Below are 16328 nucleotides of genomic sequence, written 5' to 3'. Positions count from 1 at the left end.
AAAAATAGAACCCGCATCATTGAAATAGTTTTTTCCAAGATTCATTTGTCTTAGCACATTCCGGATCGCCTTCGTTTGGATATTTGGAATGAAACTCTTTGTCCGTTCTTTCTATATAGGGTCCGGATTTTCCTTCAAAACAAACGGCTACGGGACTTAGACAAACCAAGTTATGCCAAACTCCGGGTTGAATGTCTATTCCGTATACAGGGCCTTCCGAAGAAAGCAGATGTTTTTCTTTTATATTTCCTTCTTCATCGTAAATGAGAAAACCTACCTTTCCTTGGAGAATTAAAAAGGTTTCGTGCTTCGGATCGGAAAGATGTCTGTGAACGGAGACAAAAGTATCTTCCGTCAGGACATTCAGAAATCTTTGGTAAACTTCCGTTAATTGGTGAAAATTGTGATTGGTGCGTTTTCGCGGAGAGGAACCCGCTTTAGAAATGACTGTACGGATTAAATGATTATCTATAAGTTGAATGTCCTGCAAGTTCTAGCCCCTCTAGTTCATTTTGAATGAATTGGAGCATGTCACCTACACAAGCAGTGCAGGTATCGGCAGCTCCCATTTCTTTCGCTACTTCTAGTATAGGGCGATTTGTTTCTTTGACAACATTTAAGATCTCTTCAAAGAAAACTTCTGCGCAGTGACATTTGATCATGGTGCTATTGAGAATCAATCTCGTTCTTGGGGGTACCTTGACAAGTTTTTTTTCGGATAAATCTTGCGATATAAAAGCTATTTTTTGGGGAAATTGGCTGAATTTAACTTTTTTCTGTGATCTGCGCCCTAATTCCTCAATTCATTGGGAATCATATCAGCACTTATGCTTTTCAGTGCTTCCGGTTATTTTGCAAATCCGCAAGTAGCGAAGGGTTTCAAACACTTGGGCTTTCCCGATTATTTTCGAGTTGAATTGGCTATCGCAAAAATCTTCGGGGCAATCGTTCTCGTAATTCCACAAATATCGGGAAGAATCAAAGAATGGGCGTACGCCGGACCAGGAATCACATTCATTTCTGCAGCGAACGCTCATTTTCAAAGTTCCGATCCTATTATCGCAAACTAACTTGTCATTCGATTTCGGATCGGTATAACGAATTTAGATTCTCGATCGCATCTTTCCAGAGAAACCGTTTCGAATTGGTTTCTCCTAGTTTGCTAAGTTGTTTTTGTTTTTTCTGATTCTTTAGGACTTCCGATAGTTTGATCTTAAGATCATCTTTATCGGAAGGATCAAAATATTCGGCTGTATCTTTTAAAATTTCTGACAGAACGCTTGCAGAAGAAGATAATACCGGAGTTCCCAGAGCTTGCGCTTCCAAAACAGGAAATCCAAACCCTTCGTACATAGATGGATAAATAAATAATCTTGCAGCCTGATAGGCTAACGGTAGTTTATTGTAAGGCAAATGAGGAAGAAAATAAATCAGAGTTTTATGTTTTTTCTGAAATTCCAAAAGTTCGTTCGGAACTTTTTTGCTGATTCCTCCGATCACCAAAGGTAATTTCAAAGATTTGTCCTGCCACATCTCTTCTAATGTTTCCAATAAGAATGGAAAATTTTTATGCGCCTTTCCGATCCCTACTGTGAAAATATAATCCTTTGGTAGTTTGTATTTCTTTTGAAAGGAAGATAGTTCTGCCGCTTTTCCTTTGGAAAACAATTCAGTATCAATTCCATTGTAGATTACGAAAACCCGTGCGGCTTGGTAATGAAATTCCTTGGTCAGATCTTTTTTTGTAAATTCGGATACTGCAATGATCTTAAAGGCAAACCACTTGATCCAACGGAAGATAAATTGAATGTAGATCCTTTTGACGAGAGAACCGTGCGCTGTTTTAAAATGATAAGGAATCAGATCGTGAATGGTAACGATACATTTTCTTATATAAAAAATCGGAACGTTGAAATGAGGGATGTCCAGGATATCCATCTTTTTCATGGAAGGATGACCTAACCATTCTTTGATGGAATATATTTTTGCCGTATAAGGAATGATTTTGGAATGTGAAGGTAGATTGTGTTTGGAAAGAAGACTTGGGTCACCAAATATATGTAATTCGGCATCTTTTTCAGAAAGGGGCCAAAACTTTAAAATATGTTGAATGCGAATTCCAATTCCGGAATTTTCAATCATCCTTGCGTCAAAGCCGACTTTGATAGGCATCGTATTATTAGATTATGTCCTAAAGAATTTGAAAAAAGGAAATGTGCCTATCTAATTCTGAATAAAACTAGTCAAATTGATAGTAATTTCTCTGAATTCAGATTTTAGAATCAGAGCAGGCAAGCAATACTATTTCTTGGAAAGGGAAACACGAATGGAAGATTTAATCGAGGGAATCATCAAACAAATCGGCGAAGATCCGCATCGGGAAGGACTTCTCAAAACTCCAAGCCGTGTGAAAAAGGCTTATGAATTCCTAACGAGCGGCTATAAAGCTGATCTTGATTCCCTTGTCAACGGTGCTATCTTTGAAGAAAATACCACAGGCATGGTTCTTGTCCGGGACGTCGAAATGTATTCTCTGTGCGAACATCATCTCCTTCCCTTTTATGGCCGTGCCCATGTTGCTTATATCCCGAATAAAAAAATTATAGGAATCAGCAAAATTCCGCGCATTGTAGATGTGTTTGCCCGAAGACTTCAGGTTCAGGAAAGACTTACAGATCAAATTGCACAAGCGATTCAGGAGACTTTGGATCCTTTGGGTGTAGGTGTTGTTATCAAAGCAAAACATCTTTGCATGATGATGAGAGGTGTGGAAAAACAAAATTCGGAATTGTTCACATCCAGTCTTTTAGGTCTTTTCAAATCAGATCCTACTACTCGAAGCGAATTTCTGGATTTGATTCGAACCGGATCGCACTAGACCTTAGTCTGATATCATTTATCATTCAGAAAGTTTCGAAACTTTCTGGACAACTCTTGGATCTTGTTGTTTAATTTTCCCCTGAGAGGGAAGAGATGGCTAAGGAAAGAGTTGTTCCACCAAATAAAGAATTTGTTAAACAGACAAATATCGATTTAAAAAATTACAAAAAATTATACAAACAATCCATCGAAAAACCTGAAAAATTTTGGGCGGAACAGGCCACCCGCCTAACGTGGTTTAAAAAATGGAAAAAAGTCTTAAGCCATGATTTTAAAAACGCAAAAGTCAAATGGTTTGAAGGTGGAAAATTAAACGTATCTTATAATTGTTTGGATCGCCATTTGGATTCTCCTCATAAAAACAAAGCAGCAATCATTTGGGAGGGTGACAACCCCGATGAATCGAAAGTCCTCACGTATCACGATCTGTATCGTGAAGTTAACAAACTCGCCAATATTCTAATAAATCTAAAAGTCAAAAAAGGGGACCGGGTTCTCATTTATCTTCCTATGATTCCCGAACTTGCCATCTCCACTTTGGCTTGTACTAGGATCGGCGCGGTTCATTCCGTTGTGTTCGGAGGATTTTCTCCCGAAGCACTTTTGAGCCGAATTGAAGATTGCAAGCCGAGTTTGGTGATTACAGCTGACGGCGGTTACCGGGGAGGTAAACCGATCGAGTTGAAAAAAAACATAGATGCCGCCCTTGAAGAGACGAAAGTTCAGATCAACGATGTCATCGTAGTCAGAAGAACCGGGGATGAAACCAATCTCAATTGGAAGGAAGGACGTGATCATTGGTATCACTTCCTGATGAAGGACAAAGACGTAAGAGCTTATTGCCCTCCTGCCGAAATGGATGCCGAAGATCCTCTTTTCATTCTATACACTTCCGGTTCCACCGGAAAACCGAAAGGAGTTTTACATACCACTGCCGGTTACCTTCTCGGTGCCAATTTTACTTTCAATACGGTTTTCGATTATAAGGAAACAGACACATATTGGTGTACTGCCGATGTAGGTTGGATTACTGGGCATAGTTATATTGTTTACGGACCTCTTTCCAACGGTGCCACCTCACTCATGTTTGAGGGTGTGCCCAGTTATCCTGATGCAGGAAGGTTTTGGGATGTGATCGACAAATACGGTGTGACGGTATTTTATACGGCCCCCACCGCGATTCGTGCATTGATGCGGGAAGGATTGGAACCGATTCAATCCAGATCTTTGAAATCACTCCGTTTGCTCGGCTCAGTAGGGGAACCGATCAATCCCGAAGCATGGGAATGGTATTATAAAAACATCGGAAAATCCGAATGCCCTGTTGTGGATACTTGGTGGCAAACGGAAACAGGATCTATTATGATTACTTCTTTGCCGGGAGCTGCTCCGCAAAAACCGGGATCAGCCGGACTTCCTTTTTTTGGAATCAAACCTGTATTAGTTGATAATGACGGGAAGGAAATCACATCCAAAGGAGAAACTTCGGGAAATCTATGTTTGAGTTCTCCTTGGCCTTCGATCATGAGAGGAGTATACGGAGATTCCAAAAGATTTTACGATACGTATTTTTCACAGTTCAAAGGTTATTACTTCACTGGAGACGGTGCGAATCGGGACAAAGACGGATATATTACCATCACCGGTAGAGTCGATGATGTGTTGAATGTTTCGGGACATAGAATCGGTTCCGCTGAAGTGGAGAGTGCGATTGTAGAACATAAATCCATTGCGGAAGCCGCAGTCGTGGGATTTCCTCATGATATCAAAGGGCAGGCGATCTATGCTTATGTTACGGTCAAACAAGGCGTAAATTCAAACGACGATTTGAAGAAAGAATTGATTGCAATGGTGGAGAAGATGATCGGAAAAATCGCAAGACCGGATGTGATCCATTGGGCGTCAGGATTGCCAAAGACCAGGTCGGGTAAAATCATGAGAAGGATATTGAGAAAGATCGCCTGTGGTGAATTTGATTCGTTAGGTGATATTTCTACTCTTGCCGATCCTGGTGTGGTACAAACTTTAATCGAAGATAAAAAGAAATACCATACGAATTAAAGTTCCAAATTTTCCAAAGCAAAGGGACCAATGACGAATAGAAATTCTCTCACCTCGTTCTCTTGGTCCCTTTCCCGAAGTAATCCTCGATATAAATTTATTTTGTTTTCGTTTTTGCCTTTGAACCAGTAAACGGCAAATTGCATATATTCTCTGTTCTTTCTATGTGTTTGGATATGATTTTCCAATTCTTCGTCTTTTAATGATTCTCTTCGTTTGATATCTTTTACCAAAAGATCGATCGCCAATGTTTCTTTTTCCCAACCTAAGTTTGCATAACTTTGTCTTAGCAAAAATAAGATTTCATCCCAATCCCCTTTTGTTTCAAATTTTAAAGCGTTGAATAACGCTCGCCTGAAAACGGAAAGAGCTTCTAAATATCTGCCGTTCTCTTGCAGATAAACTCCGTATCTTACAAAGTATCTTGTTTCTTCTTTGAAAGTAACACATGCTAAAATATAAGCTTCTTCCAAAAGAGGAGATTTTTTTCCCCTTCTGGAAAGGATTAAGTTTTCATACATTCCTTCCGTGCGGGGAAAAAAAGGAATGTATCGAATTGTAAGTTCTTCCGCTTCTTTCCATTTTTTATTTTTTATATGTTTGGATAAACTGGATTGAAGTGCATCTCCTTCCGCAGCAAACGAAGTATCACTTTCTAATAATTTAATATACTTTTGATAAGATTCTTCTTTTCCGATCCGACGGGAAAGTATGGCCGCTTTATAAATCCGATTTTTGTCCGTCGGAACGAGTAAAAGGTATTTTTCCGTGAAGGAAAGCGCCCTGTCCGGCTTTCTGTTGTTTTCGTAATAATCTGAAATTCTTAAAAACAGAGGAAACTGATTCGAATTTAATTCTACGGATTTTTCGAATGCCTCCATAGCTTCGTTCTCTTGCCCAAGCTTTGAATGTGCTTCGCCTAAAATATTATAATAACGATAATCCGGCTCGGGACGGAGTTCTTTTGCTTTTGCTAAAAAATTAAATGCCTTTGTAGGAGTGTAAGTAGTGATCTTTTCTTCTGCAACGTGCAAAAGATGGTCATAAGTATAGAATACTTTTACCGGATCAGGGGATTCTGCCCAAATTCTGACGCAGAAAAGAAATAGAGTTGTAGCCAAAACCCTTAACTGCCATTTTCTCCTTGACCGTGATGCCATCTATAGATTCTCATCGGTCATCTTCTAAATTTTCTTAGAAAATCAAATATTCAATCCAAAAGAGGACTTCATGAATGCAGAGCTGATCATTATCGTCATGGGCTTACTTTCTATAGCCACGGCGATTTTCTACGCTGGACGAGTCGTAAGGATTCAAGTCGGTGCAGAAGGCGGCAACGTCGAACAAAACAACCGCTTGAAAGAAATAGCGGCGGCCATCTCGGAAGGCGCTATGGCCTTCCTACTCCGCGAATACCGCGTCATTTTACTTTTTATTAGTTTCATGACTGTGCTTATTTTCCTTCTTCTGGATAATCCTAAAACCGATTTCAACGAAGGAATTTACACATCAATCGCTTTCGTCAGTGGTGCATTGATTTCCTGTCTTTCCGGTTTTGTGGGAATGAGCATTGCCACAAAAGGAAACGTTAGAACTGCGCAAGCTGCAAAAACTTCCCTTTCCAAAGCATTCCGGGTGGCTTATGACTCCGGTGCGGTAATGGGATTCGGTTTGGTTGGCCTTGCCGTTTTAGGGTTAGTTACCTTATTTATCCTATTTACAGTTTTCAATGTGGATGTTCCCAAACATATCCTTATGGAATCTCTTGCAGGTTTCGGTTTAGGTGGCTCCTCAGTGGCGCTCTTCGGCCGTGTAGGCGGTGGTATTTATACCAAAGCTGCGGATGTTGGTGCTGACTTAGTAGGTAAAGTGGAAAAAGGAATTCCCGAAGATGATCCTCGTAACCCTGCAACCATTGCGGACAACGTGGGAGACAACGTAGGCGATATCGCAGGAATGGGTGCCGACCTTTTCGGTTCCGCTGCAGAAGCAACTTGCGCTGCTCTCGTAATCGGTGCCACTGCATCTGCGTTAGCTGACAATAACACTGCTCTACTTTATCCGTTGCTCATTCTTGCCATCGGGATTCCTGCTTCTCTTATCACTTCTTTCTTTGCGAGAGTGAAAGAAACAGGCAACGTAGAATTTGCACTTAAACTTCAACTTTGGATTTCTACTGCGATCGTTGCAGTTGCCCTTTATTTTGTAACGGACTTGTTTATGGTAGATAGTTTCCAAATCGCTGAAAAGACGATTACGAAATGGAATGTATTCACTGCCGTAGCTTTAGGACTTTTTGCGGGAATGCTCATCGGTTGGGTTACGGAATATTACACTTCGCATTCCTACAAACCGGTCAGAGAAGTTGTCGAGTCCTGCGAGACGGGTGCCGCAACTAACATTATTTACGGTTTGGCGCTAGGTTACCATTCTTCGGTTGTTCCGGTAGTATTGCTAGTGATCGTGATTGTTATCTCCAATTTACTTGCCGGAATGTACGGGATTGCTCTTGCTGCGATCGGAATGATTTCCACAATCGCAATCGGATTGACAATTGATGCTTACGGACCTGTTTCCGATAACGCAGGTGGTATCGCAGAGATGGCGGAATTAGGAAAAGAAGTTCGTGATAGAACAGACAACCTGGACGCTGCCGGAAATACAACCGCTGCCGTAGGAAAAGGATTTGCGATCGGATCTGCTGCGCTTACTTCTCTTGCACTTTTTGCAGCGTTCATTACCAGAACCCAACTCGCATCAAAAGAATTAGGCGAAGGTGCCGTTGATCTTACCTCAATCGAATTACTTGATCCTTGGGTTTTCGGCGGTCTTTTGTTCGGCGCTATGTTGCCGTTTATCTTTTCTGCGATGACAATGAAATCCGTAGGTAAAGCCGCTTTGGATATGGTAAAGGAAGTAAGACGCCAATTCAAAGAGATTCCAGGACTTATGGAAGGAACAGCGAAACCTGAGTATGCAAAATGTGTGGATATTTCCACTTCGGCAGCTCTTCGTGAAATGATCCCTCCCGGTCTTTTGGTTTTACTTAGCCCGATCGTTGTAGGTTATTTATTCGGTGTGAAGTCTCTTGCAGGATTACTTGCAGGAGCTCTTGTCTCCGGTGTGGTTCTTGCGATCTCTTCTGCAAACTCAGGCGGAGCTTGGGACAACGCTAAAAAATACATCGAAAAGAAAGCCGGTGGAAAAGGTTCTGATATGCACAAAGCTGCAGTTGTGGGAGATACGGTAGGAGATCCTTTGAAAGATACTTCCGGACCTGCCATCAATATTCTGATCAAACTTATGGCGATCACATCACTCGTGTTTGCTGAATTTTTTGTTCTGAAAGGCGGAGTGATTTTGCAACTTTTCAAATAAGATAAAACTTACTGAATGATTGTATGAAAAGCCTGAGTGGAAACACTCGGGCTTTTTTTATTGGGTAGTGAAACCAAAAGTATAAGCTTCGGTCAAAGCGGTTCCAGTAGTATCTTTGATTCCCGTTTTTAAAGTAAAAGTATAAGTAGATTGCGGATCGAATGTAGTGTTCGGTCTGAGAGTGACTATTTTGTTATTTGTACTGGCGGAGAGACTTGTGATTCGATTGGAAGCAGGTTGTGTGAGAGTTATATTTCCGGCAACGCTGGATTGATCCACATTCTTGGAAAATGTGATCGTTATATTTACATTTGTAGGAACGGCTGTCTCGTCCTTTGCAGGATTTGTCGTTTCTACTTTGAAAGTGGCGGATGTATCAGAACTTCCCGAAGGAAGTGCCAATAACCCTAAAAGATAAGGTTCGGGCTTCGGAGGTCCGCATTGAATGGAAAATAAGACCGATCCAAACAGGAGGAAGTAGCTTAAAGATTTTTTGGATTTGAAAAACATGAAGAACTCTATACTATTTAACGACTAATTTCCCTTCGTTACAATGCAAACTTTAGCATAGATTCCCAAAATACTAAAAGAATTTTGTTCGATCAGGTTGATTTTAGTTAGCAAACCATTCTCTCTCGCCTTTCCAATACTCGCATCTCCCCAGGCTAAAAGCCCCAGGACTGAAAAAGCACAGGCAGAGCCTTCCTTTTGGGAATCGATTTGATTGGCGTAAAGTCCGATCGAGTGATTTGTAAATAGTAACCCGTGCGGTCCGTAACCGACGGAAGCACAGTTCTGACCGAGTGTTAAAAAGATCAGAACTGTCAGAGGTTTGAGAAAGTTAGAGAGAAAAATCATGACTTAAGAATTGAGTTCTTTATCAAGTAATGAGGAGAGTTGATTTTGTAAATGAATGATTTCGCCGATTAGCTTTTGAATTTCAATTTCTTTGGATTCAATTTTTTTCTGAAAAGATTCTATGGATTTGTCTTTCCTACCGGATTTCTTTTTTTGATAAGTCAGTAGTTTGGATTGGAGATTTTCGTACAACTCTCCCGATTTGATCTGTTTTGAAAATTCTTTAAGATTTTCTAGATCTTCATTCATTTGCCAAGTAAGACAATGCAGAATTCCTGTAAAAAAAGATACTGTGTTTTTGTAACATGGTTGATGGAATAAATTTCCTTTAATTTTGCCATTCTTGCTGCGGATTCCGCACTTGCGTCTCCCCAGGAAAATAGTCCGAAATAGGACGTAATGCAACTCTCTCCTATCACAAAATCATCTTTTGCAGCAACCGAAGTTCCTGCGAAACCGTTTGTTCCCCGATTATAAAGTAAAGTCAAAGAAGGATTTCCTTGTTGGATGCTAATACACCCAACGAAGAAAATAGACAGTAGTAATGGAAAAAATCTCATTCGCGCGTTGTATCGAAGAAATAAATATAAGAGAATCGTATTCCCCGATCGACTGCATTTTCATTTTTGGCAAGAATAGGGAATAACAAGGATAAGCTGAAAGTGCCCGCTTTTTCAGTCGCATAAGATACTCCCGGATAAAAATTGAAAAACCTGGTTTTTGTATCAATATCCTTGGAGAAAGGTTCCCTATATTCCAATTCCGTGAAAACCCGAAGTGATGGTGAAACTGCATAAGAAGGTGCAATTCCAAACTGGTAATAGCGGCGAAATTCCTGGATGTTTGATTCTTTCAATTTGGAATTGGTCTCCGTTTGAAATCGGAGTTCCGTCATAATTTCGAATGCTCCGTTTTTATACCCCATTCCGATGTTCGGTCTGACAAGATATAGTTCGGGATTTTCCTTTTCTTTCAGTTCTGCACTTCTTTTCCTATCATACAATCGAAGGCCTGCACCAATTAACCACTGTGAGGTTCCATTGTCCCATACTTTTCCGTATTTCAAACCTGCATTCCATCTGTCCCAGGTCTTTTCCGTTTCCGAGTCTGTAAAAGAATATTGATTTCTACCTAGGGAGGAAGTGACGGAAAGTGATTTTGTAAAGGCATACTCTCCTTCTATATTTATGTTTTTGTTTTCTTCATAAGCACCGAGATACTTCCTATCCCAATAGATGGCATTGACACGTACTTTTGTATAAATGGCCACGGGTTCGATTTGAATCGGGTGAGCGAACTTTGTCGATGTAGGCACCGCTGCTGCTGTAGTCGTCGTCGTAGTGGTAGCCGTGACGGCAGTAGTTGTTTCTCCTTCTGCTTGTAAGATAGAAACTGGAATTGCAATCAGTAGTAATAGTATGATATAAAAACGCATTTCGATTAATTTCCTTCTTTGGTGATGGGTGCGATGAGTGGAGCCAGTTTTCCTGCAAGAAGGGAAAAACCCAAACTGTTCGGATGAATGCAGTCAAGCATCAAATCCGGGTTGGATATGTTAGGTCCGCCTAAGGTTTTTCTTAAATCCACATAATAGAAGTAAGGTTCTTCTTTTGTGAAACTTCTCAGCATTTCATTGAATCCGTCCAATTGTTTTGCCGAGAATACAGGAACCTCGGAATCAGTAAGAACAATCCCTGCACTCGCAAAAGCGGATTTGCAACCTTCATCGGAATTTAGAATGACAGGAGTTTTGAACGGGTTTGAATAATCGTACCCGTGTATGATCCAGCGAATTGGCTGCCCGCCGTATTTGGAAATTTTATAAGCATTGCCGGATTGAATCATGGTTCGCAATTGTGATTTGATTGTAGAAAGTCTTTCTGCTTGAACCGAATCGGGATTGGAGCTGTATTCGCTTAGGCGGGCTTGGATGTCATTTCCGCCTAGGGAAAGTATGATGGAATGGATGTCCGCGCCTGCCTGGTCGATTACCTGGAAATGGAGTCCTAAGTTTAAAGCGGCATTTAAAGTCTGTCCACCCAATGTAGCACCAGTTATCTGATATCCGTGGTTTTTTTCCAACTGGACTCTCAGCGCGTCAACTGCCGGAAAACCTAATAATAAATCCGTCCAGCTATCTCCAATCATTCCTACTTTGGAGGGATTGGATTTGTTACATGCCGCGAGGGTATAACAAAGCATATTTGCAGTTATGTCATTGGTATATTCTTTCTTTGTATCGCAGTTTGAAACGAGTCCGAAGAATCCGATTACAAGAATTAGTTTGTGAAGATGACTCATTTTCATTTAATCCTTCCACCAGTGATCCATTATGACTGTTGCTGTCAAATCTCCACTGAGATTTACAGATGTTCGACACATATCTAAAAATCGGTCAACGCCAAAAAGGATTGCGATGCCCTCAATCGGTATATGAAACGAATGTAAAATCGAACCTAGGATAACAATTCCAACACCCGGTGTCGCAGCAGTTCCAATTGATGCTCCGGTCACGGTAAATACCAGAAGGATCAACTCCATGATGCTGAAATCAATTTGGTAAACCTGACTGAGAAAAATCGTCGCCACTCCTTGGTACAAAGCTGTTCCATCCATGTTCACTGTGGCACCTAAAGGAAGTACAAAATCGGCGATCTTTTCTCTGATTTTCATCTTCTCCTTTGCAATTTTCAAAGAAAAGGGTAATACGGAACTGGAACTTGATGTGGAAAATCCGAGGATTTGAATTTCTCTGATTTCATTTAAAAATTGAATCGGCTTTCTATTTCCAAATAAGTAGGCAAAAAGAACATACATCAATAATACCAAAAACAAACCGACTAACACAGTAAGAACGTAATAAAATAATCCGGTGAGCAATGCTACTCCTATCTGGGTTAATGCGAATGCCATAAGACCAAAGACTGCGAACGGAGCTATCTTCATTGCCTGCTCCACAACCCAGATGGAAAAACCTTCAATGGAAAGAAGCAGGTTCCTCAGAGGTGCCACTTTGATGGAATCTGCAGACAAGAAGAAAATGCCGAGAAAAATTCCAAAAACCACTAGAGATAACATTTGTTTTTCTGCAATCGCTTTGACCACATTATTGGGAATGATATCGGCAATGATTTTAGGAATGGGTTCTTTTTTTTCCGATTTCGAAATGTCTTTGTCTATTTTAGATAAAGATACTTCGGCTTGGTTGATTTTGTTCCCAGGTTTGACGAGTAAAGCCAATGAGATTCCGATGGAAATGGAAAGAATAGTGGTAATGATAAAATATAAAAATACTCTCGTTCCCAATTTATAAAGATCGGACAAGTTGGAAAGACTGGAAACACCTAAGGCAACCGATGCGATTACCAAAGGAATCATTATCATCTGCAGAAGATTTAAAAAAACATCCCCGGGAAATCTTAGCCAGGGAAGGAACGTAGATGCGGTTTCTTCGGAAATGAAATTTCTATCCGGATGAAAACAAATTCCGGCAATGACACCAAATACCAGACCTATAAAAATCTTTAACCAAAAAGGGATCTTGTCTGTTTGCATGAACAAATAAGATAAGATTGTAACGGATTGTAAATGAATTTAATATGCTATATAAGTTTGGAACAATTCGATTTTGTGAGTGATCTTCGATCCGTTTCTAACTTTTCGAATTTCGATTTCAAATTCTTCTTTGACACGTTGGATTTCTTTCATTGTTCTATGCAAAACTGCTTTTTTTTCAGGACGAGCGTCCCATTTATAAGCAGCCTCCTGCCGCATTAATTTTTCTTCCAACTGTCGGATCGTTTTTTGATGAGATAGTTCGATTTTATATTCTTCTTTTTGGAAAATCGAAAGAGTTTCCTTTCTTAGGGTTTCTTTTCTTATTTCCACATTGTTTTCAATATAAGGAAAGGATTGAATGAATGCTTGTTCCAAAACCGACATGGAAAGTTCTTTGTCCGCAACATACGTAGTGGCTTTTTCCCATTCAGGAGTTTTTTCGGAGAGAACTTTGATTTCTTTTTTATTCAAATCATATTCTAAAAAGCTAATCTCCATCCGTTTTAGTGAGAATTGAAATTCTACAAGGAAAACAAAAAGGATTTTGTTTTTAATGGTATCCGAATGTACATATTTCTTTCTCGTGCCTACTTGAGATGCTGTTAGTAGTTCAGTGACCTTTTCCACAAAAGGATGACCGAACGCCAAGAACTCAACGGAATCGTTTGTGAGCGCATATTCCGAATCAAAGGTTGCGGTCTTTACTTTTCCATCCGGATGAGTGTAATTGTATTTCCCTTTACCGGTTTGTGCCAGGCTACCGGGCAATTGGTTATAAAAAAAATTAGAACCGAGAGTCACTACCTCTTCCAAGTGTTGATTGTTCCAATCTCTTTCATCTTGCGTATGATCATAATAATCTTTCAAATTGAAATCAAGCAATTTGGGAGTGACTAATGAATTCAATTTTTGAAAACCTTTCTGCGCTACTTGAATACGCAGATCAAATTCGGTTTCCAATTCTTCTTTCGATTTTGTTCCGGTGATAAACTTCATAAAACTGGAGTTAAAGTCCAACTCCCCTTCAATGGTGCCAAGTAGTTCGTCGGAAGCGCCGATGGATTCTTCAAATAGTTTGATTTTGTTGGAAAGTACTTCTAAAATTCTTTCTGCAACCGTGTCCTTGGAAGCGAAGTTAAAAATATAAACGTTATCTTTTTGACCGAATCTATGAATCCTTCCTATCCTTTGTTCTATCTTTAGAGGACTCCAAGGAAGATCGTAATTGAAAAGAATATTTGCAAATTGTAAATTTCTTCCTTCACCACCGGCTTCCGTACAAATAATGATTTCATACTCTTCTTTGAATTTTTGAATCGCTCTTTCTTTATCATCCATGCTAAGGGAACCATGGAAAGATACGATTTTGAAATCGGGTTCGAGCAACGCATGGATATGATCTTGAGTGGTTCTGAATTGAGTGAAGATGATGAATTTTTTATGGCCTTCTTTTTTCAATTTGGCCAAAGTCTCTTTCAATTTTTGAGACTTGCGGTCTTCTTTGATTTGTTTTCCCAGATGGATGAGCCGATTCAAAGTAAATAGTTCCCGTTTCACTCTTTGGAAGTTTGACATTTCGGATTCATCCAATACGCTTAGGAAATCCTCTACACCTTCCGTTTCATCCAAGTCCCAATCATCCACACTCACTTCCTGTTCTTTCATATAATGGAATTTTGATTCCAACATGAATTTTCTTTTTTGGAGTGCTGACAATAAAGCGATTACGGAGCTATCCAAGAGCTTTTGGAATACGATCATCACAAAACCGACGGCACGGTTTTTTGTTCCCATTGCAAGGTTGTATTCGCGCTTTACATAATCCGTAGTTTCTTCATAAAACTGGCGTTCAATGGGAGAAAGATCAATCTGCACTGTCTTTGCAAATCGTTTTGTAAATCCGCCTACTTCCACCTTTCTTCGACGAAGCAGCACTTTGGAGATTTTTTCTTTCAAATCGGTTTTTCCACCGATCACATAATCGTTTACGAACGTATGATAAGGCCCTAAAATATTCGGATCAACCAAATGGAGTAAATAAAACAATTCTTCCAATTTTCCGCGGAATGGGGTTGCCGTCAGTAGCAACAAACACTCTGTTTTGCGGGATATTTTTTCTGCAAAAAGATAACCTCTTGTGATTTTGGAATAATCCCGTCGGAGTCTGTGAGCTTCATCGAAAATAACAATATCCCATTTTACTTTCAGGATTTCTTCCGCATAAATCGGGTTTTTAATAAAATCAATGGAAGTGATCACTTTATTAAAATTGCGCCAGTGGTCTTCTCCGTTGGTGATAAAATTTCTTCTACGGACAATGGCAAAATCCTCATTGAATTTGTTTCGCATTTCCTGTTGCCACTGAATTAGAAGAGGAGAAGGTGCTACAACTAACACTCGTTTAAGTCCACGGCGAAACATCAACTCTTTCATCGCGAGTCCTGCTTCGATGGTTTTTCCGAGTCCTACTTCATCCGCCAAAATAAACCTGGGTCGAAGGCTGTTTGCGACGATGAAGGTAGATTCAATTTGGTGAGGGAGAAGTCTTGTTCGGGAATTGGATAAAGAAGAAAGTTTATCGAAACTATGAGTTAATTTGAGTTGGTAGGCCTGGAGCGCGACTTCCATAGCGCGTGGAAATTCTTCCCATTCCCGGAGAGAATTCGGATATTTTTTTAAATAATAAAGTTTTGGATTTCTTTTGGAGATGGTTTTGAAGATTTCTTTGGACTCAAAAAGTAATTCGAGAGATGTGTTGGTTTCGTTTAAAATTTTGCCGAAACCTAATTCCGGTTCATCGGTTAAAAATGCATATTCATAAGTTTGTTTTGTTTCATGAACGGATTCAAAATCTAAACTTAGCTGTGTTGGGATTTCCATCAAACTCCTTTTTTATTACCCCATAATACTTTGTGTATTTGTAGCGACAAGCGTGCCTTAGGCGGATTTTCTTTTTTAATCCATTCTACAAGTTCGTTTGCATCCATCTCTCCAAAAACCGGTGAATAAAGTATATTCGTATCGGGGGAAAATTCGCGGAGAACTTCTAAACTTCTTTCAAAATCGTATCTATCACGCACCACGAACTTGATTTCGTCAAGAATATTATGTCTCTTTCTCAAAACGGAAAAATTTTCTTTTTCCATCCGTTCTTCCATTCCCGACCCGGGTAATTTATAATCCATTGTATAAACCCGATCGGTTTCATCAGTGATTGTTTCTTTTCCGTTTGTTTCGATCCTGGGCGCAGGATAGGGTTTGTTTGTATGGATTCGTGTTTGGAAAATATATTTGCAAATCAGAGAACTCATCTCTCCGTTTTTACCTTCCAGAGGTTCCCCACCTGTTAGTAAAATTTGCGAAGTACCAAAAGGATCGATTGTTTCCACTTCCTTGATAATGGAATCCAGATCCATGGAATTTCCTTGGTTGGGGCCAAGTGCGTACGGTGTGTCACACCATAATTTTTTATTTTCGGTTTTTCCACAACGAAGGGAACAACCTGCAAAACGAATAAAGATTGTCGGGATTCCTTGCGAAATGCCTTCTCCCGAGACAGAATGATATATTTCGTGAACATTACCCAACATAGA

General features: G+C 40.0%; 16 protein-coding genes. 4 read left to right on the top strand and 12 right to left on the bottom strand.

The features are described 5' to 3' along the window. Window positions 1–16 precede the first annotated feature (16 nt). Complete coding sequence (locus EHS11_RS07165; protein WP_135763712.1) at window positions 17–490, bottom strand: WbuC family cupin fold metalloprotein; 474 nt, start codon at window positions 488–490, stop codon at window positions 17–19. 316 nt (window positions 491–806) lie between these two features. On the opposite strand from EHS11_RS07165, the gene EHS11_RS07155 reads away from it, so the two are divergent. Further along, the gene (locus EHS11_RS07155; RefSeq protein WP_281282561.1) at window positions 807–1070 is read left to right on the top strand and encodes a DoxX family protein; all 264 of its coding nucleotides are present in this window, start codon (window positions 807–809) and stop codon (window positions 1068–1070) included. Window positions 1071–1074: 4 nt separating this feature from the next. On the opposite strand, the gene EHS11_RS07150 is transcribed toward EHS11_RS07155, so the two are convergent. After that, window positions 1075–2172 carry a glycosyltransferase family 4 protein gene (locus EHS11_RS07150; protein WP_246047655.1) on the bottom strand — a complete coding sequence of 366 codons (1098 nt, stop codon included), beginning with the start codon at window positions 2170–2172 and terminating at the stop codon, window positions 1075–1077. Between the two features lie 154 nt (window positions 2173–2326). Between EHS11_RS07150 and folE the strand changes: the two genes are divergently transcribed. Continuing rightward, window positions 2327–2878 (top strand): GTP cyclohydrolase I FolE, encoded by a 552-nt coding sequence (gene folE / locus EHS11_RS07145; RefSeq protein WP_135763709.1) that lies wholly within the window; start codon window positions 2327–2329, stop codon window positions 2876–2878. Window positions 2879–2973: 95 nt separating this feature from the next. Continuing rightward, window positions 2974–4941 (top strand): acetate--CoA ligase, encoded by a 1968-nt coding sequence (acs, locus tag EHS11_RS07140; protein WP_135763708.1) that lies wholly within the window; start codon window positions 2974–2976, stop codon window positions 4939–4941. Here the strand turns inward: acs and EHS11_RS07135 are convergent. Then, the gene (locus EHS11_RS07135) at window positions 4938–6101 is read right to left on the bottom strand and encodes a tetratricopeptide repeat protein (RefSeq protein WP_135763707.1); all 1164 of its coding nucleotides are present in this window, start codon (window positions 6099–6101) and stop codon (window positions 4938–4940) included. The two genes, acs and EHS11_RS07135, sit on opposite strands and share 4 nt — an antisense overlap. A gap of 70 nt (window positions 6102–6171) precedes the next feature. Between EHS11_RS07135 and EHS11_RS07130 the strand changes: the two genes are divergently transcribed. Then, window positions 6172–8319 carry a sodium-translocating pyrophosphatase gene (locus EHS11_RS07130; protein ID WP_135763706.1) on the top strand — a complete coding sequence of 716 codons (2148 nt, stop codon included), beginning with the start codon at window positions 6172–6174 and terminating at the stop codon, window positions 8317–8319. Between the two features lie 57 nt (window positions 8320–8376). On the opposite strand, the gene EHS11_RS07125 is transcribed toward EHS11_RS07130, so the two are convergent. From EHS11_RS07125 to EHS11_RS07085, 9 genes are all read right to left on the bottom strand, one after another. Next, window positions 8377–8829, bottom strand: coding sequence for an Ig-like domain-containing domain (locus EHS11_RS07125; protein WP_135763705.1), 453 nt, complete (start codon window positions 8827–8829; stop codon window positions 8377–8379). 24 nt (window positions 8830–8853) lie between these two features. Then, window positions 8854–9177 carry a TRL-like family protein gene (locus EHS11_RS07120; protein ID WP_135763704.1) on the bottom strand — a complete coding sequence of 108 codons (324 nt, stop codon included), beginning with the start codon at window positions 9175–9177 and terminating at the stop codon, window positions 8854–8856. A gap of 3 nt (window positions 9178–9180) precedes the next feature. After that, window positions 9181–9426: a hypothetical protein gene (locus EHS11_RS07115; protein ID WP_135763703.1), complete on the bottom strand. Its 246-nt coding sequence runs from the start codon at window positions 9424–9426 to the stop codon at window positions 9181–9183. Beyond that, window positions 9423–9665 carry a TRL-like family protein gene (locus EHS11_RS07110; protein WP_246047654.1) on the bottom strand — a complete coding sequence of 81 codons (243 nt, stop codon included), beginning with the start codon at window positions 9663–9665 and terminating at the stop codon, window positions 9423–9425. The genes EHS11_RS07115 and EHS11_RS07110 overlap by 4 nt, the downstream gene beginning before the upstream one ends. A 68-nt stretch (window positions 9666–9733) precedes the next feature. Then, entirely contained in the window at window positions 9734–10612 is an 879-nt protein-coding gene (locus EHS11_RS07105) for a hypothetical protein (RefSeq protein WP_246047653.1), read from the bottom strand. 5 nt (window positions 10613–10617) lie between these two features. Continuing rightward, entirely contained in the window at window positions 10618–11478 is an 861-nt protein-coding gene (locus tag EHS11_RS07100) for an SGNH/GDSL hydrolase family protein (RefSeq protein WP_135763701.1), read from the bottom strand. Between the two features lie 6 nt (window positions 11479–11484). Continuing rightward, the gene (locus EHS11_RS07095; RefSeq protein ID WP_135763700.1) at window positions 11485–12732 is read right to left on the bottom strand and encodes a dicarboxylate/amino acid:cation symporter; all 1248 of its coding nucleotides are present in this window, start codon (window positions 12730–12732) and stop codon (window positions 11485–11487) included. A 39-nt stretch (window positions 12733–12771) separates the two neighbouring features. Beyond that, on the bottom strand, window positions 12772–15615 hold the full coding sequence (locus tag EHS11_RS07090; protein WP_135763699.1) for a DEAD/DEAH box helicase: 2844 nt from the start codon (window positions 15613–15615) through the stop codon (window positions 12772–12774). Then, window positions 15615–16325, bottom strand: a complete 711-nt coding sequence (locus EHS11_RS07085) for a 7-carboxy-7-deazaguanine synthase QueE (RefSeq protein ID WP_135763698.1) — start codon at window positions 16323–16325, stop codon at window positions 15615–15617. The genes EHS11_RS07090 and EHS11_RS07085 overlap by 1 nt, the downstream gene beginning before the upstream one ends. Window positions 16326–16328 lie beyond the last annotated feature (3 nt).

The organism is Leptospira ilyithenensis, from assembly GCF_004771005.1.
GTDB classification, from domain to species: Bacteria; Spirochaetota; Leptospiria; order Leptospirales; family Leptospiraceae; genus Leptospira_A; species Leptospira_A ilyithenensis.
The sequence above is the reverse complement of the archived record's forward strand: the minus strand, read 5'-3'. Positions and strand labels throughout refer to the sequence as shown.

Excerpts from the sequence above, each read along its gene's own strand:
- EHS11_RS07150 (WP_246047655.1), bottom strand. The coding sequence starts at position 2,172 with ATGCCTATCAAAGTCGGCTTTGACGCAAGGATGATTGAAAATTCCGGA.
- EHS11_RS07125 (WP_135763705.1), bottom strand. The coding sequence starts at position 8,829 with ATGTTTTTCAAATCCAAAAAATCTTTAAGCTACTTCCTCCTGTTTGGA.
- EHS11_RS07085 (WP_135763698.1), bottom strand. The coding sequence starts at position 16,325 with ATGTTGGGTAATGTTCACGAAATATATCATTCTGTCTCGGGAGAAGGC.
- EHS11_RS07135 (WP_135763707.1), bottom strand. The coding sequence starts at position 6,101 with ATGGCATCACGGTCAAGGAGAAAATGGCAGTTAAGGGTTTTGGCTACA.
- EHS11_RS07120 (WP_135763704.1), bottom strand. The coding sequence starts at position 9,177 with ATGATTTTTCTCTCTAACTTTCTCAAACCTCTGACAGTTCTGATCTTT.
- EHS11_RS07095 (WP_135763700.1), bottom strand. The coding sequence starts at position 12,732 with ATGCAAACAGACAAGATCCCTTTTTGGTTAAAGATTTTTATAGGTCTG.
- acs (WP_135763708.1), top strand. The coding sequence starts at position 2,974 with ATGGCTAAGGAAAGAGTTGTTCCACCAAATAAAGAATTTGTTAAACAG.
- EHS11_RS07115 (WP_135763703.1), bottom strand. The coding sequence starts at position 9,426 with ATGAATGAAGATCTAGAAAATCTTAAAGAATTTTCAAAACAGATCAAA.
- EHS11_RS07130 (WP_135763706.1), top strand. The coding sequence starts at position 6,172 with ATGAATGCAGAGCTGATCATTATCGTCATGGGCTTACTTTCTATAGCC.
- EHS11_RS07100 (WP_135763701.1), bottom strand. The coding sequence starts at position 11,478 with ATGAGTCATCTTCACAAACTAATTCTTGTAATCGGATTCTTCGGACTC.
- folE (WP_135763709.1), top strand. The coding sequence starts at position 2,327 with ATGGAAGATTTAATCGAGGGAATCATCAAACAAATCGGCGAAGATCCG.
- EHS11_RS07105 (WP_246047653.1), bottom strand. The coding sequence starts at position 10,612 with ATGCGTTTTTATATCATACTATTACTACTGATTGCAATTCCAGTTTCT.
- EHS11_RS07090 (WP_135763699.1), bottom strand. The coding sequence starts at position 15,615 with ATGGAAATCCCAACACAGCTAAGTTTAGATTTTGAATCCGTTCATGAA.